Origin of the sequence: Nocardiopsis alba (assembly GCF_000710955.1) — a bacterium.
GTDB classification, from domain to species: Bacteria; Actinomycetota; Actinomycetes; order Streptosporangiales; family Streptosporangiaceae; genus Nocardiopsis; species Nocardiopsis alba.
Window position 1 is genome coordinate 300,776 of record NZ_BAZE01000006.1, and the last position, 24,495, is coordinate 325,270.

A 24,495-nucleotide genomic window follows, 5' to 3' on the forward strand; every position below is an offset into this window, starting at 1 on the left:
GTGTCAGGAGACGGGCAGGTATCCCAACATCACGCCGCTGATATCGGCCTGGGTCAGCACGCCCTGGTACAGGTGGACGTCACTGATGTCCCCGGCCCAGGGATCGAAGAACTCCTTCTCGAACCGGGCCCCGCCGATCATCACCGGACCGTTGGCGTGCCAGGCTTCGGGAACCTCGACCGGTTCCTGGGGGACACCGTCGATGAACAGGGTGGCCTCGCCGAGAGTGTGATCGTAAGTAGCCGCCAAGTGAGTCCACCTACCGAACTGCGGACTGTGTTCGGACAGGGAACGGTGCCATCCGCTTGCGCCTGTTCGGTCTTCGGGCGGCAGTTTCATCACCCAGTTGTCATAGTCCAAGGTGTGCTGGTAGCTGAGGTAGAAGGCGCTGTGGTCGGTGCCGTTCTGAGCCACCGCGGTGGAGTTGTGACCGACTTCGTCCAACCGGACCCAGGCCGCGACGCTGTAGCTGCGATCGGTGCGTAGGGCGGGGCCGTTGGTGTGCAGGTGCTCTTCGACCGTCACGTCCAGGCTGACGCCGGGAGCGAAGGTGACCTCGTTCATGGCCTGGTTCCACGCGGTGAGGGGATCGGCCTCCAAGGTGGCGTCCAAGCCATGGTCGGAGGAGTCGGTCGCGATCGTTCCCTCCGTCTCGTCCAACCTCCATCGCCCTTCCAAAGCGGTGGGACGGTTGGCCAGCTCCCACACCTCGGAACGAGCCTCTTCGGTTTCGACGAAGGGCTCGTCGAAGACGACGCGGTCCCATACACGGACGTCATCGATGGCGCCTAGCCAGGTTCCGATGTGATCACCGCGGTACTTGGCACCGCTGATCACGAAGTCACCTTCGGCGTTCCAAGGAGTCTCCTGTATCGCAGTGCCTTGTTTGTCACCGTTCACGTACAGAGAGACTTCACCGGTTTCAGGGTCGAAGGTGCCCAACAGGTGTGTCCACACACCGATCTGTGCTTGGTCGGTGGACAGTGCCCGGTGGGTCACCTGAGTGTCATCCGCGTCCCGGGGGGCCTGTTTGAAGACCCAACGTCCGCCTCCGGAGTGCTGATATCCGAGATAGAAACCACTGTTACGGTCTCCGTCTTGGGCAATGGCAGCGAGGTTCTCGGTCGCTCCCTCCTCCAATCGCACCCAAGCCGACACTGAGAAGGCCTCACTGGTGTCCACCACCGGACCATCGGTGCGTAGATGCCCGGAGGCCGGGTTGAACTCCACCGCCGTGCCCTCCAGTCGCTGGGTGCCGTTTTCGATGGGGCCTACTCGCCCGCGCACCCAATCCACATCACCGGTGGCCTCCAGTACGCGATCTCCGTTCATGACATCCTCGGTCGTCGTGCCCTGGCCTTCGTCCAAAGGCAGGTAGGAGACCGGATCGGTCGGCGGTGCGACCGTGAAGATGTACACCAAGGCGCATTCGGAGGAGTTGCCGTAGGCGTCGGTGATACGCGCGTGGATGAGGTTGGGGCCGTCCCGGCGCGGAGTGATCGGCACCGTTACCGATGCTCCCGGTGAATCGAGTTCGATCTCGGTGGCACACGTGGCGTCGTTGACGCTGTAGTGGTACGAGGTGGCCTGGTCGACCCCGTTGTTGGTGAAGGTGAACTCACCCGCACGACCCACCGACCCGTGGAGTTCGTCTCCGGCCGGGTAGTCGGTGGAAGTGACTTCGGGTCCGGTGTCGGGTTTGGTGGTGTCGATCTCGATGAAGCACCACGAGGACCACGGTCCCCAGTTGGAGCGGTCATGGCCGCGTACCCGGTAGGCGATGAGTTCCCGCTCGGGAAGGTTTCTTGCGGTCGCCGGCCGATAGCTGCCGCCCGACCACTTACCGACCGTCACGTACGCGGAGTCGGCCGTGCCCAGACGTTCATCGACACCGGTGAGCTTCCACTCGAACTGGGACTTGACCTGCTGGCCCACCCAGTAGGAGTCCCGGTCCCGGATCTGGGCGTTGAACCTGACCGTGGTGTCGTTGATCAACCGAGGCTGGGTGCGGTCGGTCTGGCAGACCCCGCCCAGGGAGTCGGAGATGGTGGAGGTGACCGGCTTCTCCGGTGGGTGGTTGTAGTTGACCACCAGCACCGGCGGCTTGTTCTTGACATCGAAGCGGCGCCAGGCGGCGGTCCCGGACTCGTTGCGTTCCTTGAGCCGCAGGTAGATGTGGGAGGCGTTGTTGTTGACCCCCCACCGATAGGCGGTGGTCGCGTCGAACTCCACACCGCTGGACGAGGGACAGGTGGCCCAACCGCCACGCACGTTCTGGGTGTCCAGGACCCCTCCTTGAGTGGAGGGCTGGTTGTTCCAGGTGGTGTTGCGGTTGAAGGCTCCCACTCGCTGCAACTGGATGTAGGAGTTGCTGTTGCAGTCCCACGACCAGTCGACCTCGGTGCGCAAGGTAGCGGAGTTGATGATGGTGTTCGGATGGTTGGTGCGCCCCATCACGGTGAACTGGAAGAACGCCCGGCGGGTATAGACCCGGTCCCACTCCACCCGCCCCACACCGACGCTGTCCTCTGAAGATCTGTTGAAGTAGGACTGGTTGGGATAGGCCCGATCCACGTAGGCCCAGTTGGGACGGCTCGCGCTGACTGAGGGGTCGATGTAAATCGGGTATTCGGTGGCCTCGTCCACCAGCATGGCCTGATCCGGGATCAAGCGGATCCGGTCGATCTCCACCGAGGTGTCCACCAACTCCATCCGGGCACCAGAAGGCGCCGCCACTGTCGGGTCCTCTCCCTGGCTCCGCTCTTCCTGCCCCGTGGAATCCCACATGGCCGGGGCCTGGGCTGAGAACACGCTCTGCCCACCGGCATCACCGGTCGCGTCGAGATTGCCGTGCTCGTCGGCGCTCATGGTCACCCCGGTGGTGTCCAACGGCAGTTCCAGCTCGGCTAGTTCGGCGAGTTGGGCGGCTTCAGGGGTGTGCACGACCAGGACCTGGGTGAAACCCTCCACTCCCGCGGTCAGGACCAGATCCACATCCGGCAGCACGTCAGGGTAGGTGGCCCGGTCCCCGTCCAGAGTCGGCTCTGGGAGCTCTTCGACCCATCCCAGAGAGACGCTGTTGGAACCGATCCCGATACGGGCCATCTCCTTATCGCCACCGCCGGAGAAGGCGATGTCCATACCGGCGGCCCGAGGACGCACGATGCCGTCCTCGGCCTTGACCAGTGTCGTGTCGATGTCCACCCAGCCATCGGCGGAGCGGGTCCGCACCGGAAGCGCGGAGATCTCCGCGGTCAAAGATCCGTCCGGGTTGGCCAGATGACGGGTCTTCTCATCGGTCAACCCAGGGATCTCCACCGGTTCACCGCTCTGCTCGGCCAGAGCCAGAGCGTCGAACTCCTGCTGCTGTTCGGAGTCGGACGGATCCGGTGGATCGGGTTCCGCGGCCACCGGCGGCGTGAACATCAGGGAGAGCACGAGAGCGCCGGCGGTGGAGACCGCCATCGCACGGGTCAAGGGGCGACGCATGGGGGATGCCTGTCCAGGGTTGTGAGGGATGTGAGGACCCGAGGACCGACGACCGCACCCAGGGGCCAGATCAGGACATTAGCCAGTGCCTATAAGCCGCCACAATCGAGCGTCTCTCCAGCCGAACGAAAGTGGAACCAAGAACCACTTTGACATGCGGAATCTTTATGTTGTCCACATCCGGCCACGTCAACGTGTAAACCGAACCGAAGTTCCCCGTTGAACGCCATCCCAGAGGACACCCGACCCCACTCTCATCTCGACAGATGAACACATGGTCAGAGACCCGCGACGGACCGTAGGAGAAGAAAAGGTCTCATCGTTCACCTTCGGGACAACGGATGATCCGACCCGTCCGTCCTCACTGCGGCCCGCGTGGAACCAGGCATCCATGGACTCCACCTTCGACGGCCCGACCACGGAAGGGGCGATGTCCATGTCGATGTCCTCTCGTATCAAGCGCACCGGAGAGCGCCTCCTGCCTCCGGCGACCCGGGAACGACGGGCCGCCGAGCAGCGGGAGGCCGACGCCCGCGCCGCCGAGGAACGACGCCTGGCCAAGATCGCCGCCCGCCGTCGGGAACTGCGTGAGAACGACCCCGAGGTGGCCCCCTTCGCCCTGGACGAAGCCGAGTATCTGGGCCGGACGTTGGACCGTTTCACCTCGGTGGGCGCCTCCGCGCACAACCTCGCGCTGGTCACCGCCGCCCTCGAACACGCGGGGTTGGAACACTTCCTGGTGAGGGGGCGGTCTCCGCTCCGACACGTGGTCGGTCTGCGGAGGCGTGACCGCAAGCCCTTCCTGGACGCCATGCGCGAGCTGTATCGCAGCAGCGCGGTCTTCGCGATCAAACCCGGGGCCGGCGGGGTCGTGGACTCCTTCTCCGCCTACGTCGACGGAGCCTTGGACGAACGGATCAAGTCGGGGTTGATCATCCGTTTCGCCGAACCCCTGCTCTCCCCGACCGGTCGTGTACTGGGCGGCTTCGAATACGGCTGCGACGTGCAGTTCTGGCGTGATGGAGCCCGACTGTCGGAGCGCGAGGACTTCGAGGAGATCCTGGGGCGCCTGCGAGTACAGGCCCCGCCGGAGGTGCTCGCCGATTCCCTGGTGGCGCCCACCCGCAACAAGGTCGCCGATGTGCTGCCCTCCTCCCACAGGAAGCCGGCCACGCTGACCGTCGCCGGTCGAGAGCACCCCACCTTCGAGCCCTTCACCTGGAAGCTCACCGACGAGGTCGACTTCCCCATCGACGTCGTCTACACCTGGGTCGACGGCGACGACCCCGAGCACGCCGCCAAGCGCGCCCGTCATCGCGGCGAGACGGTCGGCGCCGACGGCCGCGCGACCAACGCCTCCCGGTTCACCGATCGCGACGAGCTGCGCTACTCCCTGCGGGCGCTGGAGATGTACGCGCCGTTCGTGCGCCATGTCCACCTGGTCACCGACGACCAGGTGCCCCACTGGTTGGACACCGAGGCCGAGGGGATCACCGTGGTGGACCACCGGGAGATCCTCGACCTCGAAGCGCTACCGACCTTCAACTCGCACGCCATCGGTGCCCGTCTGCACCACATCCCCGGCCTCGCCGAGCGGTACCTGTACTTCAACGACGACGTGTTCCTGGCCCGCCCGGTGCAGGCCGAGAGGTTCTTCCACGCCAACGGCATCGCGCGGGTGCCCTTCTCCCCCTTCCAGTTCGGTATCGGGGAACCGGTGACGGGCGAACCCGCGCCGAATTCGGCCGGCAAGAACGTACGTGAGCTGTTCGCCCGGGACTTCGGCCGCCACATCACGCACAAGTTCAAGCACACCCCTCACCCGCAGATCAGGCAGGTGGCGTTGGAACTGGAGGAGCGTTACCACCGAGAGGTGGAGCGCACCACCCGTTCCCGTTTCCGGTCGCTGGAGGACGTGGGGTTCGCCGCGACCATGCACCACCACTACGCGATGTTCACCGGACGCGCCGTGCCCGGCGAGTACCGCATGCGATACGTGGACATCGGGGCCCCGGACGCCACCGACAGACTCGCGGCCTTGGAGAAGGCCGAGGAGGTCGACTTCTTCTGCCTCAACGATGTCGCCACCCCGCCGGAGAGACGGGAGGCCGCGACGCGCATGGTCCACGACTTCCTCCGGGACCGTTTCCCGTTCCCCTCCCGCTTCGAGAAGGCGCCTTCCGGCGCCTCCGTCACGGAGGAACCGGAGTCCCTGGCCGCCGTCCCCGTCTGACCGAGGCTGGGGCCTATCCCTGCCAGGACCGGGGGGTCAGGCAGGCTCGGGGGTGCGCCGGAACACCGGGACGACGATGGCGGCGACCACCACGTGCGACAGGACGAGGACGACCTCGGTGGCGACGGTGGCTCCGACCGACAGGGACGGCACGAAGGACAGCAGGGTGAAGAGCACCGCCACGACCGTCCATACGAGTCGTCCGCGGCTCGCCCCCAAGAGGCGTTCGGCCAAGGCCAACGCGGCCCACCCGAGCAGGGCGAACACCGCGGTGAAGAGCGCGAAGTGCTGGACGCCGACGACCGCGGTCTCCCCATCGGGGCCGATGATCTCCATGTTCGCGCCGAACAGGGGCGCGAGGAGGATGAGGACGATGTTGGCGACGGTGGCGGCGACCACCCCCAACAGACGCGGACGCCAGGTCGGGGCGGAGGTGCGGGGTTCGGTGACGGTCATGGACACTCCTTCGGGTCGTTTCGGAACGTCTACGACCGTACGGCCCCCTATCGAGACTTTCTATGCGCGAAAAGCTCCGATCTATCAGTGATCGTCTTTCCGAAGGGGCATCGCGGATACGTTGAGGGCATGGATGTACTCAGCGATGTCGTCTCCACCGTGCGCACCGGACACCCCCGTTCGGCCCGGGTCGAGTGGTACGCCCCATGGGGCATGCGTTTCACCGGCTCGGAGCCGCCGGGGTCCGGCTTCCATGTGATCCTCCAGGGCTCGTGTCGGTTGTTCATGGACGGGCGGCCTTCGATCCCCTTGGGCCCCGGTGACGTGGTCTTCCTGCCGAGGGGCGACGAACACTCCCTGGCCAGTGGCCCCGACGTCTCCCCCGCCGACCTGGGCTGCGTGGACTTCCTACGGCGGCGGGACGGACTGTTGAGTCCCGCGCCCGGTGAGCCCGTCCCGAACCTGGTCTGTTCGGAACGTCTGCCACAGCCCTTCCAGCGTTTCGGTGCCGCCACCTCAGGCGCCCTGGGAAAGGAGGGCGCGAGTGAGCTGTCCTGCGTCACGGTGAGCGGCTTCTACCACTCCGGAGGTGCCCGTCCCCATCCGTTGCTCGCGGACCTGCCTTCCGTGGTCCATCTGGCGGCCCGCCCGGATCGACGTTCGGAACTGCCGCTGGCGGTGGGGCTGCTCGGTCGGGAGCTGGGCTCGCAACGTCCGGGCGCGGACACCCTGGTACCGCACCTGTTGGACATGATGCTCGTGTACATCCTGCGCACCCACCTGGAGGAGTGCACGGGTGAGGAGGGAGAGAGGCGGGGTTTCACCGAGGCGCTCCGGGACCCGGCCGTGCACGCCGCGCTCCGGGCCGTCCACCTGAATCCGGCGCACCCTTGGACCGTGGAGGGGTTGGGCGAGCGCGCGGGGTTGTCCCGGGCCGCCTTCTCCCGCCGCTTCGGTTCCCTGGTGGGCATGCCGCCCCTGACCTACGTGACCTGGTGGCGGCTGACCCTCGCCGCACGGCTGTTGCGCGAGACGGACACCTCGATCGACACCATCGCCGCCAGGGCCGGTTACGCCTCCCGGTTCGCGTTCGCCGGAGCGTTCAAGCGGGAGTTCGGTGTCCCACCGGCCCGTTATCGGGAAGAGGAACACGAGGAGGCCCCCTCCCCCGGCTCGCCCGTCGCTCAGACGAATATCACGTAGCCGAGAAGAAAGAGCAGGCTGTACGAGGCCAGAATGCCGAGGAATGTGGAAAGACCCCATCGATAACGCTCTTCGGCGTGGGCGTCGTCCGTCTCGGGAAACGGATCGACCTCTCGGCGATCTCCCGTTCGAGTGCCCTCGCCACACCTATGAAGTTCCGGTACCCCGGGATCAGGGACATGAGGGAGTCGGGGAAGGCGATGCGCCTCGAGATACCTCCACCCCTACGAGATACCTCCACCCCTACGGGCGGGGCCTGCGGGTGCTCAGGGTGAGGGCGGTGAAGGCCACCGCGCAGGTCAGGGCGTAGGGTCCCGGGCCGAGGAAGAGGGAGAGCGGGGCGGCTCCGAAGGCCAGGGGCGCGAGCCCGAAGAGGGCGAGAGCCGCCGTGAGGACGGCGATCGCACCGCAGGCACGTCGAGGCCAAGGGGAGCGGGCCCGGCGGGGGTCGATGAGCGTCAAGGGCACGGCCGCGATGGCCAGGGCGATGAGGACGGGGACGAACATCCAGGCCAGGTAGCCGGGTGTGGGGTTCCGGGCCTCGCTCAGCAGGAGGCCCCCGGTGACCGTCAGGTGCGCCGCGCCCAGGAGCAGTCCGGTACCGGAGGCCGCGTACGCGAGCCACACAGGGGGCGTGGTCCTCGTGATCGGTTCGTGCGACCGTTCGGTGTCCATGCCGCGCTCCCTCGTTCGGTGTCGTCCTTCTCCGATTCTCGCTCGTCCGGTGCTCCCGCCCCGTGGGAGGGGCCATCGGTACTCGGGAGGGAGGCTCAGGAACCCGTGGGGCAGACGGTGCCCTCCTCGGGGAGTTCGCCCCGGAGGAGGTAGGCGTCGACGGCCTCGTTCACGCAGGGGTGGCCCTTGGCGTAGGCGGTGTGGCCGCCGCCCTCGTAGGTGAGCAGGGTCGCCGTGGCCAGCCGGTCGGCCATCTCCCTCGCCCACGTGTACGGGGTCGCCGGGTCGCCGAGGGTGCCCACGACCAGGATCGGCGGGGCCATCGGCGCGGTGACCCCGATGGGGGCGATCTCGGTGTCGGGCCAGTAGGCGCAGGGCAGTTTGCGCCAGACCTCGTCGCCGCCGAAGAGCGGGGAGAGGCGGGTGGCGCGGATCGCGCCCTCCTGGTAGTCGCGCACGTCGGTCGGGGCGGCGTGGTCGGCGCATCGGACGGCGAGGTGGGCCGATTCCTCCATCCCCGGGGTCTCGTCACCGCCCCGGCGCAGCAGGCCGAGCAGGTAGTCGTGGACGAAGTCGTCGCGTTCGCCCTCGGCCAGTCGGGCGAGCAGGCCCGCGGTGTCGTACCAGAGCGTCTCGGTATAGAGGGCGCCGCGCAGCAGGTCGAGGAACCCGTCCCGGTCCAGGGTGCGGTCCGCGACACGGAGGGGTTCGGCGTCGATGCCGTCCAGGATCCCCTCCATCTCCCGGAGGGCGGAGTCGGTCCCGGTGAAGGGGCACGGCTCGGCCCGGTCCAGACAGAAGGCGACGAAGGCCTCCCAGGAGGTCTGGAGTCCGCCGGTCTGTTCGACCGCCTCGGAAACGACGTCGCGTTCGGTCTGGACGGCGCCGTCCAGGACCAGGGCGCGGGTGTTCTCCGGGTACATCTCGGCGTACAGGGCACCGATGTAGGTGCCGTAGGAGAAGCCCACGTAGTTCAGTCGTTCGTCGCCCAGGGCGTCGCGCATGATGTCGAGGTCGCGGGCGACGTTGACGGTGCCCATGGTGGCGAGGAAGTCGGCGCCGGCCTCCTTCTCGCAGGCGGCGGCCAGGGCGTGGGCGCTCTTCTCCATGTCGGTGAGGAGGTCGCCTTCCACCTCGGCGGCGCCGATCCGGTCCGCTTCGGACAGGGGGCGGTCCATGACGCGCAGGAGGGGGCAGGAGAACCCTTCGCTGTCGCCGACGCCGCGCGGGTCGAAGGAGACCAGGTCGAAGGAGTCTCGGATCTCCCGCCCCAGGGGCAGGGAGCCGGCGAGGAAGGTGTCGACGCCGGAGACCCCGGGCCCGCCGAACTCGAAGACCAGGGAGCCCCGGCGCCCGTCGGCCGGCCCCTGGGCGGGGTGGCGGACGAGCGCCAGGTCCAGGGTCCGGCCTTCGGGGTCGCCGTGGTCCATGGGGACGGTGACCGTCCCGCATTCCAGACGGCGGAGCCAGTCGGGATCGCCTTCGACGGTCTCGGTGGCGGCGAGTTCCTCGGGGGTCAGGCACGGTTCCCAGGCGATGCTCTGTCCGTGGAAGGGGTGGTCCCCGCCGACGTCGGCGTGGGCCGTGATCGACGTGGCGACCACGACCACCGCCAGGGCTCCGAGCCCGAACGCCCCCGTCTTCGTAACGCGCACCCGCACAACCGACCTCATCCGTGACCCCCGACGACCGAGATTCACATACTCTGAGTGATCGTCGAGACACGCATGGCGAACATGCCGACAAGCGGGTCAATAGTCCGTTCTGGTGTGTTTTACCCGGGTGGGAGAGGGACGTGCCCTCTCCCTAGCGGGTCCTCACCACTCCCAGGCGGGGCAGGACAGCCCCTCCTCGGGCATCCCGCCCGTCAGCAGGTAGGAGTCCACCGCCGGGTCCACGCACGGGTCACCGTAGGCGTAGGCGGTGTGGCCCGTGCCCTCGTAGGTGAGCAGGACCGCGGAGTCCAGCTGCCCGGCCAGCTCCTCGGCCCAGGTGTAGGGGGTGGCGGGGTCGCCCAGGGTGCCGACCACGACGATCGGCGGGGCGTCGGGCGCGGTGAAGCCGCTCGGCGCCTCCTCGGTGTCGGGCCAGTAGGCGCAGGGGAGCTGCTCCCAGACCAGGTCGGAGCCGAAGAGCGGGGAGTCCACGGCCGCCTCCTGCGCGGCGCGACGGTAGGCGTCGGCGTCGGTGGGGTCGGTCCGGTCGGCGCAGTTGATCGCCGTCAGCGCCGCCTCCTCGTCCGCCCACGTCATGCCGGGCTTGTCCGACCAGTCGTCGGATTCCTCCTCGTACTCGGCGAACGTGTCGTCGTAGAGGACGTCGAGGTACTCGCCCGCCCCCTGAGTGTCCTCGTCCAGAGCGGTCAGGGTGGCGGCCAGCAGGTCACCGGAGTTCTCGTAGTAGAGCTGCTGGGAGATCATCGACATCAGGGTCGCCCCGTCCACCTCGACGTCCCGCGCCATGGGCGGGTCGGCGTCGAGGTCCTCCAGCAGGTCCGCCATCCACCCTTCGGAGGCGGCCGGGTCGGAGAAGGGGCACTCGCCCGCGGCGGAGCAGTCCTCGACGAACAGGTCCCAGGCGTACTGGAAGCCCTCGGCCTGGTCGACGGCGACCTCGACGTTGGGACGCTCGGTCTCCACCGCCCCGTCCAGGACCAGGGCGCGGGTGTTCTCCGGGTACATCTCGGCGTACAGGGCACCGATGTAGGTGCCATAGGAGAAGCCCACGTAGCTCAGCCGCTCGTCGCCCAGCGCCTCACGGATCAGGTCCAGGTCGCGCACCACGTTCACCGTGCCGATCGCGGCGAGGAAGTCCTCCCCCACCTCTTCGGCGCAGTCGTCGGCGTAGTCGCGGGCGGCCTCCTCCAGAGCGCCCAGCTCGGCGTCGCTCACCCGGGTCGGGTCCTCGACCGCGCTACGCGCCTCGTCGAGGGCGAACCAGTCTCCGCAGGCGAAGCCGCCGCTGTCACCGACACCGCGCGGGTCGAAGGAGACCAGGTCGAAGGCGGAGAGGATCGGGTCGTCGAACATGGGGAAGTCCAGCAGGTCCACCCCGGTCTCGCCCGGCCCGCCCGGGTTCAGCACGAGGGAGCCGATCCGGTCCTCGTCCGCCCCCTCGGCGGGGCGTCGGACCATGGCGAGCCCGATGGTCCCCTGACCGGGATCGGCGTGGTCGAGGGGGACGTCGAGGGTCCCGCACTCCAGCGTCTCCAGCCATTCGGGGTCGCCGTCCCACTCGGGGGCCTCGGCCAACTCCTCCTCGTTCTTGCAGGGCTCCCAGTCGATGGTGCCCAAGGCGAAGTCGGCGGGCCCGCCGTCCTCCTCCGGAGCGGCACTCGGCGGGGCGCATCCCGCCAGGAGCAGTGTGGCGACACCGCCCAGGACCATGACACCCGTGAAACGCACGTTCTCGATTCCTCTTCCGCTCTCGCGCCGTCCGCGCGGCCCCCGTGTTCCGAGAGTCGCGCATCGGTGCTCCGGTGACGCGCGGGGAATGAGACGTTCCACCCCCTTCGGAGGTTGCGTTCCCGGTATGGGAGGAAGAGCACGTTCGGTGGTGAAACCGTCGAAGGGAGATCCGCCGATAGACCCGTGCCCTGTTCAGAGCCCTCCGACGTCGGTGCCGAGCAGGGCGGGCGGCGCCGCCGGATCGACCTCCACCACCATGGGCCGGTGGGGGTCCCCGAAGCGGATCCCCTCGTTCGCGGTCTCCCCCGTCGGGCCCTGCGCGATCCAGTCCACCAGCTCCCCCGCCCTGGTCACGTCACGGCCGGGCCGTGTCAGCGCCAGGAGCGTTCCGGCCACGTCGCAGCGGACCGCCAGGTGCGTGGTCGCGGCGAACACGCTCTGCGCCCAGCCTCCCGGGCTCACCGCGCGGAGCGGCCCTTCGGGGGTGCGGCGCCGTCTCCATCCGGGGGCGGCCAGACCCACCACGCGATCGTCGAAGGCCAGGGCCAGGCCGGGACGTTCACGGGCGGTGAGGAAGGCCTGTCCGTCGGCGAGGGAGGGGTCCCACCACACCCGGCACCCGGTGGAGGAGGCCTCGATCAGGGAGCGCGCCGCCAGGTCCAGCAACTCCACATCGACCTGGTCGAGCGCCGGCCCCCGCACCACGTCGCGCAGCGCCCCGTCGAGGGGTTCGTAACCGGACAGCACCAGCGACCAGTCCGGGCGGGCGCGTCCTCGAAGCTCCCGACGCCCGTGCTCCAGGCAGACCACGGCCCGTTCCCTGGCCAGTTGGTAGGTGGCGCAGGCTCCGGCCCCGCGCGCCGCCTCGGCCAGTCCCAGGCTCATCGCCTTGGTCCCGGTGGTGAAGTCGACGACGACCGGCCGGTCCCCGTCGCGTTCTCGGTCGATCCACGCGCCCACGCTCCGGGTCACCGCGGCGGGGTCGAACCCGTCCACCGGGTCGGCGGCCAGCCGCACCCGATCACGGTAGCCCTCCGAACGCAGGGTCGCGTCGTCGGGCGCCTCCGCTCCGGGGTGTTCGACCGCGTACAGCGTGCGGGCCGCCGCCTCGCGCACCTTGGTGCGCAGGCTCTGCCGGGAGGGCAGGACCAGGGCCCGGGAGGGGCGGTGGGCGTGCAGGGCGGTCAGGGCGCCCAACCGGCTGCCGCCCAGCGGGGTGACGAGCAGGGGCCCCTCCTCCGGCGCGGGATGGCGCGGTCGTGGGGCCGGCGGTGTGGAGGGCGTGCGCGGGTCCTCCGGATCGGTGGCCTCTCGGGGGCGAGGGGGGCTCTCGGGCAGGAAGGCGCGGCGCAGGGCCTCGAACGTGGTCATCCTGGCCAGGAACGCGTCCAAGTGCCAGACGTGGACGTTGCGGGCCGACAGGGCCGGGTTGTAGGCGGTGAGCCGTTCCCGCAGGTCGTCGACGGGCGGCCCCGCGTAGACGAAGAGGATCCGGGCGGCGCCGCCGAACACGCGGCGGGCCTTGGCCACGGTCCATCCGGCCCGGGCCACCACGTCCTCGGCCCGGCTCTTGACCTCCACGCACAGCACCCGGTGCCGGTGGCGGAAGAGGACGTCGAAGTCGGCGATGGAGCCGCCCGGCCGGTAGGGGTCGACGATCCGGCGGGATCCCAGTACCTCGGTGTCGTCGCGGCCGCGGGTCAGGCGGCGCAGGTGGGACAGGACGCGCCCCTCGGCGGAGATACCGTTCACCTCGCCTTCGGGGAGCCTCGGGTAGGCCTCGCGCAGGGCGTCCTCGCCGCCGCGCAGGTAGATCCGCACCGGCTCGGGGTCGCGCCGTTCCGCCCAGTGGGCGCCGTGGATCGCGGCCAGCGTGCTCAGGTCCGGACCGGGGTCCTCCCGTGACGGGGCGCCGTGCGGGTCGAGGTAACGGCGCAACCCTCGGGATCCGGGAGGGAGCGAGCGTTCGTGGTGCAGGGCCGCGACCACGCTCATGATCTTGGTCCCCCCGGTGTAGTCCAGGTACCAGGGGCGTCCGTCGAGTTCGCGGCGGATCCGTTCCAGGACCGCGGTGACGGCACGGGGGTCGTGCGGATCCGGGCCCACGCTGAGCGCGCGCGCCGAACGGTCGTCGTGGAGGCGGTGGACCGCGTCGACGACGCGGTGGGCCACCGGCGAGGTGCCGTCGCTACAGACCAGGAACAGCCGTTCCACGGGCAGCGTCGACGAGGCCAGGAGGGCCGGTGTGGGGTTCTGGCCCACGAGGACGATGGCGGCTCCGGGTGCGTCCACGTTCTCCTCTCCCAGGGGATGGGGGCGATCCGTGCGCCGATCGTCTCCGGGTGGTCGCGGACGCCCCCACCGTACTCATCCGGGGGCGGTCGACGCCAAGGGGAGGGGGCGGGCCCCGCACACCGAATCGGAGACGACCACGAAGGAACGGCAGGCGGTGACGACCCCTCTGCCGTCCCGGACCAGGTCGGAGGGGACCAACAGGTCTCCTCGTTCGGGATGGGCCGAACTGACCACGGACGAGACGATGAACCACACCCCTGCCCGGGGTTCGGGCAGGTTGGCCGCCCTGGTCCGTCTCTCGGCCATGAGGGGGATGCCGTCCAGGTCCCTGAGCGGCACCCGCGCCGCCTCCACCCTGGCCGGGCGGGGCGCGCTGGGCCAGGTGCGAATGACCCGGGCCTCCTCGTCGACCACTCTCACCTCGTGCGGGGTCAGGTTGATCACCCTCATACGGCGGCCTCTCGATCTCTCTCGTTCCGGTGGACCCCCGCTGCCGGCCGGTCCGGTTCTCACCGCACTCTCTCGGACACATCCGTGTGACCTCGACGGAACGGACCCGTGTTCCCCCTGGTACCCCTGTTCCGTCCTGACCGATTCACGAAAGGAAATGGCGTTCCCGCTTTTCGATAATGGCCATCGACAATTGACTTTTCACCCTCATCGGCCCTATTTTGTTATATGACCTCCCGCTGACCCGGGGGTGTCGCACAGGGTTCGCGACTCGTCCGCACGTCTTCCCGGAAGGGCTGGGGAGGCATCCCGGCCCCGGAGTATCCGGGGAGAAGAGTTCGTGAGCAAGCACCACTGCTCCGCCTGGGAGTTGTACGGTTCGGCCACCTTCCTGCGCGTGTTCACCCGCGTGCTCGGATGCGGGCCGTGCTCCACCGACGGAACCGCCCAGGGCTGCGCTCAGCACACCCAACAGTTCTGGGACTACATCGACCTGTGCGTCGAACACTGTCCGTGCTCCGAGCACGGCGGCGATCCGCACGGGGTACTCGCCGTGCGCATGGGGCGGGCCAGGCCCGGCCCCGACGGGGTGGACCGTACCGCCGCGCACCGGCTCCGCGACGCCTTGGACGACGTGCGCCGTGACCGTTCGTACAAGAACCTGCGGCGGGTCTACCCGCACCCGGCGCCCAACGGCAAGGCCCGCAGCGCCTTCTCCGAACGCCCCCGCCGGTGGGCCCAGCGACGCGACGTCTCCCACGTGGCCACCGACGTGGTCGAGCAGGAGGCCCTGGCCATGCTGGTGCTCACCGCCGGGCGCGGTAACCCCGCCGCCGACCTTCCCGAGGACATCACCCCCGGTGAGTCGGTGTCCTTCACCGAGGACGGCAGCGCCGTTCCCGTGGCCGACCTGTACGGACGACCGATGACCGTGGGAAAGGAACCGCCGATGGTCTCGACCGCCACCGGCGACTACCTGTTGCGCAAGCTGGCCGAACTCGCCTCGGGCAAGGACGCCGACCCGGGGCGCACCCCGGACCAGCGGCGCCGCCTGCTGCTGCGCGGGCTGCTGCCCGAGCTGACCGGAGAGGATCTGGCCCGTCGTCTGACCGGTGTCCTGGGCCGGATGTCCACGCTCATGCCCGCGCACTTCACCCTGGTGCAGCACGCCCGCGGCCGTGCCCGCAGCGCCCCCTACACCCCGGTCCCCGAGACCTCGCCGTGGGAGGAGGACGGCGATCGACGCGAGGTGTTGCGCCGTGACGAACAGCGGTGGTTGTCCTGGCTGGCCCGGGAGCTGACCGCCGAGGCACAGGCCCACCGGGCCGCCTTCGACGCCGACCCCACCGGCTCGCTCGACCTCCTGCTGTGCCGGTTGCTGGTGGAGGGGCCCGCCGTCCCGGAGCGGTGGCGCGACGCGCGGGAGGACCCCGACCTGCGGGCCGACCTCTTGGAGGCGCTGGCCGAGACGATCACCTCTCGGGGCTGAGCCCCGCCCGCCGGAACCGCTCGGTCAGCGGCGGCAGGACCGGGTACTCGGCGAACCCGCCCGCCGACATCACCGCGGTCTCCTCCCAGGGGAGGCGCCGCCGCCACCGGGTGGCCAGGCACAAATCGACCGCTTGGTCGACCTCCCGCCACCGTTCCGGGGAGGGCTCCCCCGGAAGGCGGTGGGCCACCAGCGCCGCGGAGAAGGCGTCGAGCAGTTCCCGGACGCGGCGTTCGTCGGCGTGGACGACCCCGGCGTCGGGTCGCAGCGACAGGTCGGCGGCGCGGGCCCCTCGGTCCACCAGGTACAACTCGGGGCGCAGGTGGACGCTTCCCATCCCCAACGAGCGGCCCATCCCGATCTTGTGCGCGTGTTCGGGATCGTTCGGGTCCCCTCCGTCGACCGGATTGTCGAGGAGCAGGGCACGCATGAGGGCCCCGAGTTCGGCGTCGGTGAGGTTGGTGAAGGTGATCCGGGAGCGCAGGACGAGCCCGTCCCGCAGGGGGACGATGTCGCGGTGGGTCCGGCCGGGGCCTCCTCCGCCCGGCGGCGGTATCTCGATCCCCAGCTCCCTCAGGGAGCGCGCGTCGTAGGGGAAGGGGCCCGTCACCGGCCGGTGACGGTGCAGGTAGATCTTGTATCCGCCCAGGCGCACGTCCCCTTCGTGCGACCAGGTGACGATGTCGGGGCGCTCCCCCTCGTCCGCGTTCGGCCCCTGCACCAGGTAGTTGGCGAAGCAGCCGCGTCGGGGCGAGAGCAGACGTACCCGCAGGACCGTGCCGTCGGGGTGGTCGGGGTCGGTGAGGTCGGCGGCGACGTCGTCCGCGACCGCGTTGCCGAAGGACACCCTCCCCTTGAGGGCCCCGGCCTCCCCCGCGAACACGTCGACGTCGCCGAACATCGCGCGGCACACGTCCACGGTCCGACCGGCCCGGTCGGGGTCGTCGTCCCCGGGCCGCAGGACCGCCTCCGGGACGGCCCTTCGGATCGGGTTCTCGTCGCCGACCGCGATCCGGTAACCGCCCGAACGGCCGAAGGACACGACCCGGTCGGAGGGGTCCACGTCGAACCAGACCGGTTCGAGGCCCCGTCTGGGCAGGCCTCCGCCCCTCCCCCCGGCCACCGGGGGGCGTTCGGGGTCGCCTTCCTCGGTACCCAACGTGTCGGGGAAGGCCGCCCGTTGGTAGTCGGTGATCTGGGCCGCGGACTCGAACATCTCGATCAGGGCGTCGGGGACGGGGCGACGTCCCCTGCTCCGGTCGGACGGGAGCGGGAAGAGGTAGGCGTTGCGCCGTCTCTCGGCCGCGACCCCGGTCAGCACGATCAGAGCGGGGACCACCTCTCCGTCGCCCCGCCCCCGTTCGAGGTGGGCGCGGGCCTCCTCCTCGGTGGGGGCGACGGCCGCGACCCCGTCACGGCCGGAGCGGTGGACGGCGTACACCCGGCGGTACTGTAGGCGCCCGTGCGACGCGTGGGTGGTGGGGACGTAGGTCCCGTCCCGGGGCGGATCGGGGAAGTGGTCGACCCCGAAGTCCCAGGTCGCGAGGCTCTCCCGCAACACACGGAAGGGCAGTTTGAGCGCCCGTCCCCGTTCGCGTCCGAAGGGGGTGGCGGGCACCTCCACGACGTACCAGCGCCCCTCCCGAGGGGAGTGGTACAGGAAGCCCTGCGCGGTGCGGGTCCCCGATCGCCGACGACGGTAGTGCTCGTGCTGTCGGGCGCGCACCCGGCGGGAGCGCGCGGAGGCGTCGGCGCCGCCCTCCCTCACCGGGGCGCGGAAGAAGAGCATGGGGGTGTCGACCGGGCCTGTCTCGCCACCGGTGAGCATGCGCAGCGTGTTGCGCACCAGTCCGCGCAGGGAGGTGCCGGGGATCGCCGGCAGGAGCCGGTCCCCGTCCGGGAGCCGGAAGGAGCGCGAGGGCCCCTCCCCCTCCCCGGTCCGGCCCACGAAGATGGGTGTCAGGGTGGTGAGGGTCAGTTCGATCCAACCCGTGTTCGTGCCCGGGACGGTGCGGTCGTGGGAGCGCGGCAGGTCGTGGGTGTCGTACCCGTCGTGCAGGACGGCGGCGGGAACGGGGGCCTCGGCCAGCCGGACCAGGCCGTAGGGCGCGGTGGCCCGGCCTCGGGGGCGGGGGGCGGTGTTCCGAGAGACGCGGGCCGCGATGTGTCGGGGGTCCATCCTCAGCCCTCTTCGATCTGATCGCCGGTTCCCACGTCGAACTCCGGCCCGGTGGGCTTGGTCCCGTTGTGGACGCCGGTGAGCCGGTGGAAGGCCACGCCGACCGCGCCGGTGTCGGGGTCCGCAGCCCAGTACTCGCGGACGGTCAACCAGGTCCCCCGGCTCTCCAGCGCGGCCCGGTCCGACCCGGAACGGTGACGGAGGCGACCGGAGAACACCGTCCAAGGGGCGGGCAGGACCGCCTCGTTGCCCGAGGGTTCCCGGGTGATCGCCATCGGTGTCTCCCCCTCCAGGGTGCGTCCGTGGTCGTCGCCGGTCCAGCCCTGAAGGAGGAAGGAGCGGTCGCGCGGACGCAGCCACTCGGGCCCTTCCTCGGTGGAATCGATCGCGATCCATCCCGTGTCGGCGGCCTCGCCCAACCGGATCTGGGCGTGCGCGGAGAAGACCAGGACCTCCAGGATCCGCCACCGGTCGACACCGGGGTCGAGGGAGGGAGCGGACAGATGGGCGGTGCCCGGCCCGTCCGAACGGCGCCAACGGTCTCCGGGGCAGGAGCCGGTGATCCGTCCGTCGCCGAGTTCGGCCAGGAGCCATTGGGGGCCGGGGCCCGCTCCGGACTCGTCCAGGAGTCGACAGCGCCTTCCGTGGACGAACACGTCGTCCAGGACCCCGTCGACCTCCTCCGTGTCGAGCCGGTCGACCTCGACCCCGAACGGGGCGGGCGGCTCGTGGGCGTGGGGGCTCATCGTGATTCGTCCTCCTCCGGTCCGGTGAGACGCGTGTGCAGGGCCCTGACCCAGCGGCGTACGACGTGGGCCCGTTCCCCCTCGGGGTCGGCGAACACGGCCATGAGGTCCACCGGGTCCCCCTCGTCGTCCCCTTCGGTCTCCACTGGGGACGAGGGGTCGCCGTAGGTGGTCAGGACCGCCCGGGTGGCGACGAGCCCCCCGTTGCCGCCGCCGGTCCCCGCGCCCGCTCCGTCGAAGGGTACGGTCGCCAGTTCCCGCACCAGCAGGGCGAGCAGCCCGCGCACGGCGTCGTCGGGTCCGATGACGTCCAGGACGACCTCGGCCGAGCCGCCGCAGTGCGCTTCGGCGGTGAACAGCCGGCCGTCGACGGTGTCTCCGAACAGCGCGTCCACGGTCCGACGCGCGGTGGTCAGCGGCGCCCCGCCGGCCAGGACGGGGACGGACCGCAACCGGACACGGGAGGGCACGGCCTCGCCGTGGTGGGTCGCGGCGGGTTCGGGGGAGGAGGTCCGCGCGGAGTCCGCTCCCCACCAACTCCCGTGCCAGGCCCGCCACCGTTCTCCCGGGGCGCCCAGGTGTTCGGCCGCGTCCCGCGCCAATCGGCCCCCGATCCGTTTGAGGAGCGCGAACAGGGCCGTGTCCCCGAGTACGGGTTCGACCCGTGTCGCCCCCGTGTCCGGATCGGTGACCACGGGGCGCCGACGGTGGGAGCGGTCGACCCCGGGGCGTGTGTCCTCCGCCGGATCCCCGCCCACCAGGAGCAACCCGGGCCGCAACCCCTCCGGTCCGGTGGGGGGCCCGGCCGGCGGGGCGGCGCGTTCGGCCACGTGGAGTTCCATACGGAGCTCGGCGCGACGCGCGCGATCCGGGAGCGCCGCCCGGGCGGCCACGTGCGCGGCGACCGCGTCCCGGCCGTGTTCGCGCAGACCGAGGTCCACGAGGTCGGCCAGCCTTCCGGGGTTCTCGGTGAGCGCCTCGACGCCCTGCCGGTGGCGTTCGGCCCAGTCGCGCGCGTGGAAACCGGACCACCCGCGCGCGTCGGTGAGGTCGTGGCGGCGCGCGGCCCACCGGGTGGCGCGGACCGCCCCGTAGCCGCGTCCGGTACGGGCCCCGATCCCGAGCCCCGGTCCCTCCCCCTCCAGACCGCGGGTCGCCAGGAGCAGCAGGCTCAGGAGTCGGGCCTCGTGGGCGAGAGCGGGGACCCACAGGCGCAGGTGACAGGTGAACAGCGTGCCGGCGGGCAGGATCTCCCGCCTCCACATACGGCCGGGGAGGGCGGCGCCGGTGTCGGGGGCCACCCGGATCCCCGTCCGCACCGTCACCGGGATGGCCTCGGCCCGCTCGGCGTGGGCGTCGTCCAGGTCCAGGGCGCTGGGCGCGAAGACGGGGCCCCCGCCGCCGAACAGGCCGACGGCCCCCGTGTGGTCGGCGCGGGCGGTGAGCTCGTGTCGCAACAGCCCGGCGAGGGTGGTCGCCCTCAGACGGGGCGCGTCCGTGATCGGATCCCGGTCCAGGGGCAGGACCCCGTCGTTCTCGCTCCCGTGCCCCGACACGGACCGCGCCGCCCCGATGTGGGCGTCGGTGAGCAGGCACAGCCGGGCCGTCAGTTCCCAGACCACCGCGGTCGGTCGAGGTAGGTCGGGGTCTCTGGGCACCTCCGTCATCGTGGTCCCTCCTCGCCCCGGCGGGTGCCCTCCCGCGGGGCGCGCACCGCCTCCGCCAGCCACGAGGCGACCCACAGCAGGCACAGCCGTGCCGCGTCCCGGCGTTCCCACCGTTCGGCCCGCTCCGACAGGCCGCTCGGGCGTTCCGCCGGCGGCAGGCCGTCGGCCAGGGCCAGGTCCACGGCGGCGATCCCCCGCGCGTAGGCCGACCCGTGGGCGTCCTCCGGGCGCGAGGAGGCCCACCAGCGAAGGGCCGCCTCCCCACCGGAGAGTCCCGCGAGACGGCGGTGGAGGGCGTCCCCCGTCCCGGCGGAGGCGTCCAGGGTCGCGCGCAGGGCGGTGAGCGCCTCGTCCGGGGAACGGCGTGGATCGGAGATCACCTCTCGCAGCCGACGCAGGGTTCCGTGAGCGGACGTGGAAAGGGCGCGCGCCGAGGCGCGCGCGTGGTCGCGGACCGGGCCGACGGCGGCGTTCCAGAGCAGGGTGTCGTAGAGATCGTCCGGCCACCGGTCGTGGTCACGGGGGTCGGGCGCCGGCAGGACCCGACCGTCGGTCAGGGTGACGGTGCCCTCACGCCGTTCGGGTCGGGGGGCCGAGGCCTCCGGAAGCGGCGCGGCTCCGGGCGGGGGCGTGGGAAGGAGGACGAACTGGCCGTACCCGTCCACGGCCCGCTCCCCCAACGTGTGGGACTCCAGCTCCCGGACCAGCTCCGGGGTCGGCGCCCGACCGGCCCGGAGTCGGACCACGGATCCGGGCGCGGCGGCCCAACGCTGCGCCATGGGGCCTCGATAGGCGCGGTGGTAGGCGCCCACGAGGACCGGTTCGACGTGGGCGGCCACCACCTCGGGAGGATCGGCCTCGGACACGCGCCGCTTCCAGAGCTCGCGTACCGCCGGCACCAGGGCGTGCGGACGATGCTGCCCCTGCTCCCCCACGGTCAGGGCCGGGGAGATCAGCAGGAGATCGACCTCTCCGCCGTTCCACAAGGGCGTCTCCGGCCGGTCCACCCGATCCGGGGACAGAGGGCGGTCGGGGTCCACCGGGCCCACCTCGACCCCGCCGTGGGCGCGGGTGCCGGCCGCGCCCAGGGTGAGGGACCCGCGGGCCTCGGCGAGCACGTCCAGGATCCGTTCGGCGAGCCCTCGCACGAAGTCGGGATCGGGGCCGCGCAACTGCCACCGGGCCTCGAAGACCTGCCCCGGGTCCAGGCTCGTGGTGAAGAAGGGCATGCCCCGGCCTCGCTCCCCCGAGCTCGAACGGCCCAGGTAGCGCTCGGCGGTGGTGTCCACGCTCGCGCGCCGAGAACGGTCGACGGTCACCGGCTCCCTGAGCGCCCGGTAGGGGACGCCGGGGGCGTCGGTGCCGCCGGCGAACGCGTCCACCAGGGTGTCGCCGTCCTTTCCCGGAACGTACAGGTGGGCGGGGGCCGGGAGGGCGACCACCGCTCCGCCGCCCCCCTCGATCCTGGGGTGGGCCGGGGCGAAGCGCACCCGGTCGCCCCGCGCCACCCACTCGGTCAGCTCGCGTTCGCGTCCGGCCCTGGACAGCGCGGCCGCCAACATGCCCCGTTGGGCCCGGCCGCTCACCACGCCCTCGGAGTCCACACGCAGCGGATCATAGGAGGTCCGTACCGCGACCGAGTCGGTGAGGACGTAGCGCAGCGGAAGGTAGGCGATGGTCTCCTCGGTCGGGCAGGTCATGGGACGACCTCCCCGTCCCCCGACCTCGCGATCCCGGCCTCCGCCAGGGTGGTGGCGTGCGGGTCGGGGTCCTCGGGGAACGCCAGCCGCACGTCCACCCGACCCCTGCCACGCGTGGCCTTGAGCCCGATCTGAGCGGTGGCCAGACAGGCCATCGCCAGACAGCGCCGGTCGTCGGGGGCGGGCGGAACCGACCAGGTCAGGGCGGCGGTCAGGACCAGGCCGGGCGACAGGACGCGGTCGGTGCGCAGCCGGCCCGCCTCGGGCGCCCCGTGAGGACCGATCTCCACCCCCGATTCCAGGGTGGTGTAGGCCTCGGTGACGGAACGGCGCAGCCGGGAGCGCAGGGGTTCGGACCGACCGGCCAGGGCGTGGGCCACCGCTGACCGCACCTCGTCGCCGGTGACCGCGTGCCCCACCCGCAGGATCCGATCCCTCCCGTGGGAACGCCCCCGGCCGAAGAGGCGGTGCACCGTCCCCGCGAACTCCGGGAAGACCGCGGAGGCGGAGACCGCGCCGGCCCTGAGACGGGCGGCCAGCCGGTGGCGGGGCAGATGGGGGAGGCCGTGCTCGTCGGTAACCACGTCGGTGTCGGCGGCCGTGCCATCGGCGCTGGAGCCGACGAACAGGGCCGGGGAGACCAACCGCACCAGGATCCGATCCGGTACGCTCATCGGCCCCCTCCCCCGCCCCGGCACGAGGTCTCGGCCAGCCCGGGATCCGCGTACAGGTCCATGACACCGACCGCGTCGAGCAGCTCCCCCCTGCTCCAGTCCTTCGGGAGGGCGACGGGACGCCCGGTGGCGCGAGCCCGTCGGGCCAGTTCGGGGGCGGGATCGGCCCCCGACTCCAGCAGCGGGACCAGGGAGGAGACCAACCAGCCCCGGTTCCGGGCCGTGTCGTCGGCGAGCGGGCCGCCCGCACGCAGATAGCGGTCCAGGAAGCGGAAGAACTCGCCTCCGCTCATCGGACGGGCGGTGCGCGGAGGCTCCTCCCGCAGGTCCGCCTCCAGGCGCCTTCGTACCCGGTCCACCCCGTCGAAGCGGGTCGTCCAGGCCACGGCGTGCTCCTCGGCGGCGGCCGGATCCTCCTCGATCCGCGCCGCGCGGTCGTCCTTGGCCATACGGCACATCGTCTCGCACAGGTCGTAGCCGAGGGAGAGGGGCGCTCCCACCGGTTGCACCGCGATCCCGACACCGACCGTGGGCACGAAGGTGACGTGACGCCGCCCGCCCCTCACCACGGTCCGTCCGCTCATGCCGCGCGCGGTGGCCAGGACACGGTGCAGGGCCGCACGGGGGTCCTCCGGGTCCTCGATCCGTTCGGGGTCGGCGTCCAGCCACTCCATGGCGTACCGCGTCATGCTCAACGCCAGACGCGCGTCGCACAGGACGGTGAGGTCGTCCCCGGCCACCACGATCGGGCGGACCGGCAACCGGACCGGTCCGGGAGGCTCGTGGTCGAGGGTGATGCGGCCGCCGTGCCACCGGTCCGGCACGTACGGCGCCTCCCCCGGGTCGACCCGGACCGTGGCCGCCACCGCCCGCACCAGGGCGCGGGCCAGCCCCTCGGTGAGGCCGACGATCCTGGTGGACAGGGAGCGCTGGGCCAGGGCCCCCGACCCCGGGCGGTCCGGATCCCCGACCCGGTCCCGGTACTCGGCCAGGGTCGCGCCCAGACCGTTGACGTCCACGTGGACCACCGCGACCCGGCTCACCCCGCCGTGGTCGCGGCCCAGCCGGTCCACCTCCATCGGCAGGGCCAGGTTCGGGTCTCCCGAGGCGGTGACCGCGTCGGTCAGCCAGGCGCGGCTGTGCTCCCGGTGCCACCGGCGCCCGATCCCCCGGGCCCGGACCACGTCGGCCGCCACCCGATCGTGTTCGGAGCGGCTGCTGTCCACCGATTCGGCCGGTCCCCCTCCGACCGAGCAGATCGCCGTGACGCCGTAGCCGTGCGCCGGGGTGTGCAGGGCCGACATGTACCTGCGGGCACGACGCAGACGCGCGGGCAAGACGGCCAGCGCGGTGTCCAGGTCGGGCGCCTCCGGCCCGCCCCCGTCGGCCGGCCCCCGCGCGCCGAAGGGCACGAGGGCCACCACGGGGGTGAGTTCCCCGGCCCGGTCCCGGAGCCTGCGTGTGTAGCGGGAGACGAGGTGGCGGGCGCTCTCCCGGTCCGGGAGGACGGCGGTGAGTGCGCCTCCCGCGTCCCGCAGGATCAGACACCGCTCGGGGATCAGGTCGGCCACGCCGTGGACGGGGTCGGAGGTGTCGGTGAGTTCGGCGACCAGGGCCGCCCGGCCGACCGCGTCCAGGATGCGCCGACCGCTGTAGACGTAGTCCTGGATCCCTCGAAGGTCGACGCCGACGAGGACGCCGTCTTCCGGGGGAGGTTCCTCCGGTCGCGCGTTCGATGTTCTGTGGTGGACGGGGGCAGGGGTCACCGTGGTGTGTTCCTCGTGTCTCCGGGGTCGGAGGCGTGTACGGTCCAGAGGCCCTTCGCGGACGGT

At 71.2% G+C, this 24,495-nt stretch carries 16 protein-coding genes; 3 read left to right on the forward strand and 13 right to left on the reverse strand.

The genetic code is table 11. The features are described 5' to 3' along the window. Window positions 1–3 precede the first annotated feature (3 nt). Window positions 4–3,489, reverse strand: coding sequence for a LamG-like jellyroll fold domain-containing protein (locus TR33_RS13750; protein ID WP_042283465.1), 3,486 nt, complete (start codon window positions 3,487–3,489; stop codon window positions 4–6). Window positions 3,490–3,925: 436 nt separating this feature from the next. Here TR33_RS13750 and TR33_RS13755 point away from each other — a divergent pair, with 436 nt between their 5' ends. Next, window positions 3,926–5,722: a stealth family protein gene (locus TR33_RS13755; RefSeq protein ID WP_042283567.1), complete on the forward strand. Its 1,797-nt coding sequence runs from the start codon at window positions 3,926–3,928 to the stop codon at window positions 5,720–5,722. Window positions 5,723–5,758: 36 nt separating this feature from the next. Here TR33_RS13755 and TR33_RS13760 read toward each other — a convergent pair whose 3' ends face one another. Further along, window positions 5,759–6,178: a DUF6069 family protein gene (locus TR33_RS13760; RefSeq protein WP_042283467.1), complete on the reverse strand. Its 420-nt coding sequence runs from the start codon at window positions 6,176–6,178 to the stop codon at window positions 5,759–5,761. 129 nt (window positions 6,179–6,307) lie between these two features. On the opposite strand from TR33_RS13760, the gene TR33_RS13765 reads away from it, so the two are divergent. Further along, entirely contained in the window at window positions 6,308–7,381 is a 1,074-nt protein-coding gene (locus TR33_RS13765; protein ID WP_042283469.1) for an AraC family transcriptional regulator, read from the forward strand. A 243-nt stretch (window positions 7,382–7,624) separates the two neighbouring features. Here the strand turns inward: TR33_RS13765 and TR33_RS13770 are convergent, their stop codons facing one another. The 5 genes from TR33_RS13770 to TR33_RS13790 form a co-directional block, all read right to left on the reverse strand. Beyond that, window positions 7,625–8,056, reverse strand: a complete 432-nt coding sequence (locus TR33_RS13770) for a hypothetical protein (protein ID WP_042283471.1) — start codon at window positions 8,054–8,056, stop codon at window positions 7,625–7,627. A 95-nt stretch (window positions 8,057–8,151) separates the two neighbouring features. Then, entirely contained in the window at window positions 8,152–9,729 is a 1,578-nt protein-coding gene (locus TR33_RS13775) for an alpha/beta hydrolase (protein ID WP_042283473.1), read from the reverse strand. A gap of 144 nt (window positions 9,730–9,873) precedes the next feature. Beyond that, window positions 9,874–11,460 (reverse strand): alpha/beta hydrolase, encoded by a 1,587-nt coding sequence (locus TR33_RS13780; RefSeq protein ID WP_042283475.1) that lies wholly within the window; start codon window positions 11,458–11,460, stop codon window positions 9,874–9,876. 195 nt (window positions 11,461–11,655) lie between these two features. Continuing rightward, window positions 11,656–13,755, reverse strand: coding sequence for a CRISPR-associated protein (locus TR33_RS13785; protein WP_042283476.1), 2,100 nt, complete (start codon window positions 13,753–13,755; stop codon window positions 11,656–11,658). Between the two features lie 75 nt (window positions 13,756–13,830). Beyond that, window positions 13,831–14,208 carry a hypothetical protein gene (locus tag TR33_RS13790; protein WP_014912296.1) on the reverse strand — a complete coding sequence of 126 codons (378 nt, stop codon included), beginning with the start codon at window positions 14,206–14,208 and terminating at the stop codon, window positions 13,831–13,833. A 340-nt stretch (window positions 14,209–14,548) separates the two neighbouring features. On the opposite strand from TR33_RS13790, the gene TR33_RS13795 reads away from it, so the two are divergent. After that, window positions 14,549–15,697: a hypothetical protein gene (locus TR33_RS13795; RefSeq protein ID WP_042283478.1), complete on the forward strand. Its 1,149-nt coding sequence runs from the start codon at window positions 14,549–14,551 to the stop codon at window positions 15,695–15,697. Here TR33_RS13795 and TR33_RS13800 read toward each other — a convergent pair. From TR33_RS13800 to TR33_RS26630, 6 genes are read right to left on the reverse strand one after another with little or no spacing between them, the layout of a single operon-like run. Further along, window positions 15,681–17,876 carry a TIGR03986 family type III CRISPR-associated RAMP protein gene (locus TR33_RS13800; protein WP_042283480.1) on the reverse strand — a complete coding sequence of 732 codons (2,196 nt, stop codon included), beginning with the start codon at window positions 17,874–17,876 and terminating at the stop codon, window positions 15,681–15,683. The two genes, TR33_RS13795 and TR33_RS13800, sit on opposite strands and share 17 nt — an antisense overlap. Window positions 17,877–17,878: 2 nt before the next feature. Beyond that, window positions 17,879–18,622 (reverse strand): hypothetical protein, encoded by a 744-nt coding sequence (locus TR33_RS13805; RefSeq protein WP_017535424.1) that lies wholly within the window; start codon window positions 18,620–18,622, stop codon window positions 17,879–17,881. Beyond that, window positions 18,619–20,289, reverse strand: a complete 1,671-nt coding sequence (locus TR33_RS13810; protein ID WP_042283482.1) for an RAMP superfamily CRISPR-associated protein — start codon at window positions 20,287–20,289, stop codon at window positions 18,619–18,621. The genes TR33_RS13805 and TR33_RS13810 overlap by 4 nt, the downstream gene beginning before the upstream one ends. After that, complete coding sequence (locus tag TR33_RS13815; protein ID WP_042283483.1) at window positions 20,286–21,989, reverse strand: hypothetical protein; 1,704 nt, start codon at window positions 21,987–21,989, stop codon at window positions 20,286–20,288. The genes TR33_RS13810 and TR33_RS13815 overlap by 4 nt, the downstream gene beginning before the upstream one ends. After that, window positions 21,986–22,663: a hypothetical protein gene (locus TR33_RS13820; RefSeq protein WP_017535427.1), complete on the reverse strand. Its 678-nt coding sequence runs from the start codon at window positions 22,661–22,663 to the stop codon at window positions 21,986–21,988. The genes TR33_RS13815 and TR33_RS13820 overlap by 4 nt, the downstream gene beginning before the upstream one ends. Beyond that, a complete protein-coding gene (locus TR33_RS26630) occupies window positions 22,660–24,429 on the reverse strand; it encodes a hypothetical protein (RefSeq protein ID WP_042283486.1) in 1,770 nt (589 codons plus the stop codon). The genes TR33_RS13820 and TR33_RS26630 overlap by 4 nt, the downstream gene beginning before the upstream one ends. Between the last annotated feature and the right edge of the window lie 66 nt (window positions 24,430–24,495).

Bases quoted from the DNA above. Each gene is read 5' to 3' on its own strand.
- TR33_RS13790 (WP_014912296.1), bottom strand. From the start codon at position 14,208: ATGAGGGTGATCAACCTGACCCCGCACGAGGTGAGAGTGGTCGACGAG.
- TR33_RS13810 (WP_042283482.1), bottom strand. From the start codon at position 20,289: ATGACGGAGGTGCCCAGAGACCCCGACCTACCTCGACCGACCGCGGTG.
- TR33_RS13815 (WP_042283483.1), bottom strand. From the start codon at position 21,989: ATGACCTGCCCGACCGAGGAGACCATCGCCTACCTTCCGCTGCGCTAC.
- TR33_RS13770 (WP_042283471.1), bottom strand. From the start codon at position 8,056: ATGGACACCGAACGGTCGCACGAACCGATCACGAGGACCACGCCCCCT.
- TR33_RS13800 (WP_042283480.1), bottom strand. From the start codon at position 17,876: ATGGACCCCCGACACATCGCGGCCCGCGTCTCTCGGAACACCGCCCCC.
- TR33_RS13765 (WP_042283469.1), top strand. From the start codon at position 6,308: ATGGATGTACTCAGCGATGTCGTCTCCACCGTGCGCACCGGACACCCC.
- TR33_RS13760 (WP_042283467.1), bottom strand. From the start codon at position 6,178: ATGACCGTCACCGAACCCCGCACCTCCGCCCCGACCTGGCGTCCGCGT.
- TR33_RS13750 (WP_042283465.1), bottom strand. From the start codon at position 3,489: ATGCGTCGCCCCTTGACCCGTGCGATGGCGGTCTCCACCGCCGGCGCT.
- TR33_RS13775 (WP_042283473.1), bottom strand. From the start codon at position 9,729: ATGAGGTCGGTTGTGCGGGTGCGCGTTACGAAGACGGGGGCGTTCGGG.
- TR33_RS13755 (WP_042283567.1), top strand. From the start codon at position 3,926: ATGTCGATGTCCTCTCGTATCAAGCGCACCGGAGAGCGCCTCCTGCCT.
- TR33_RS13820 (WP_017535427.1), bottom strand. From the start codon at position 22,663: ATGAGCGTACCGGATCGGATCCTGGTGCGGTTGGTCTCCCCGGCCCTG.
- TR33_RS13805 (WP_017535424.1), bottom strand. From the start codon at position 18,622: ATGAGCCCCCACGCCCACGAGCCGCCCGCCCCGTTCGGGGTCGAGGTC.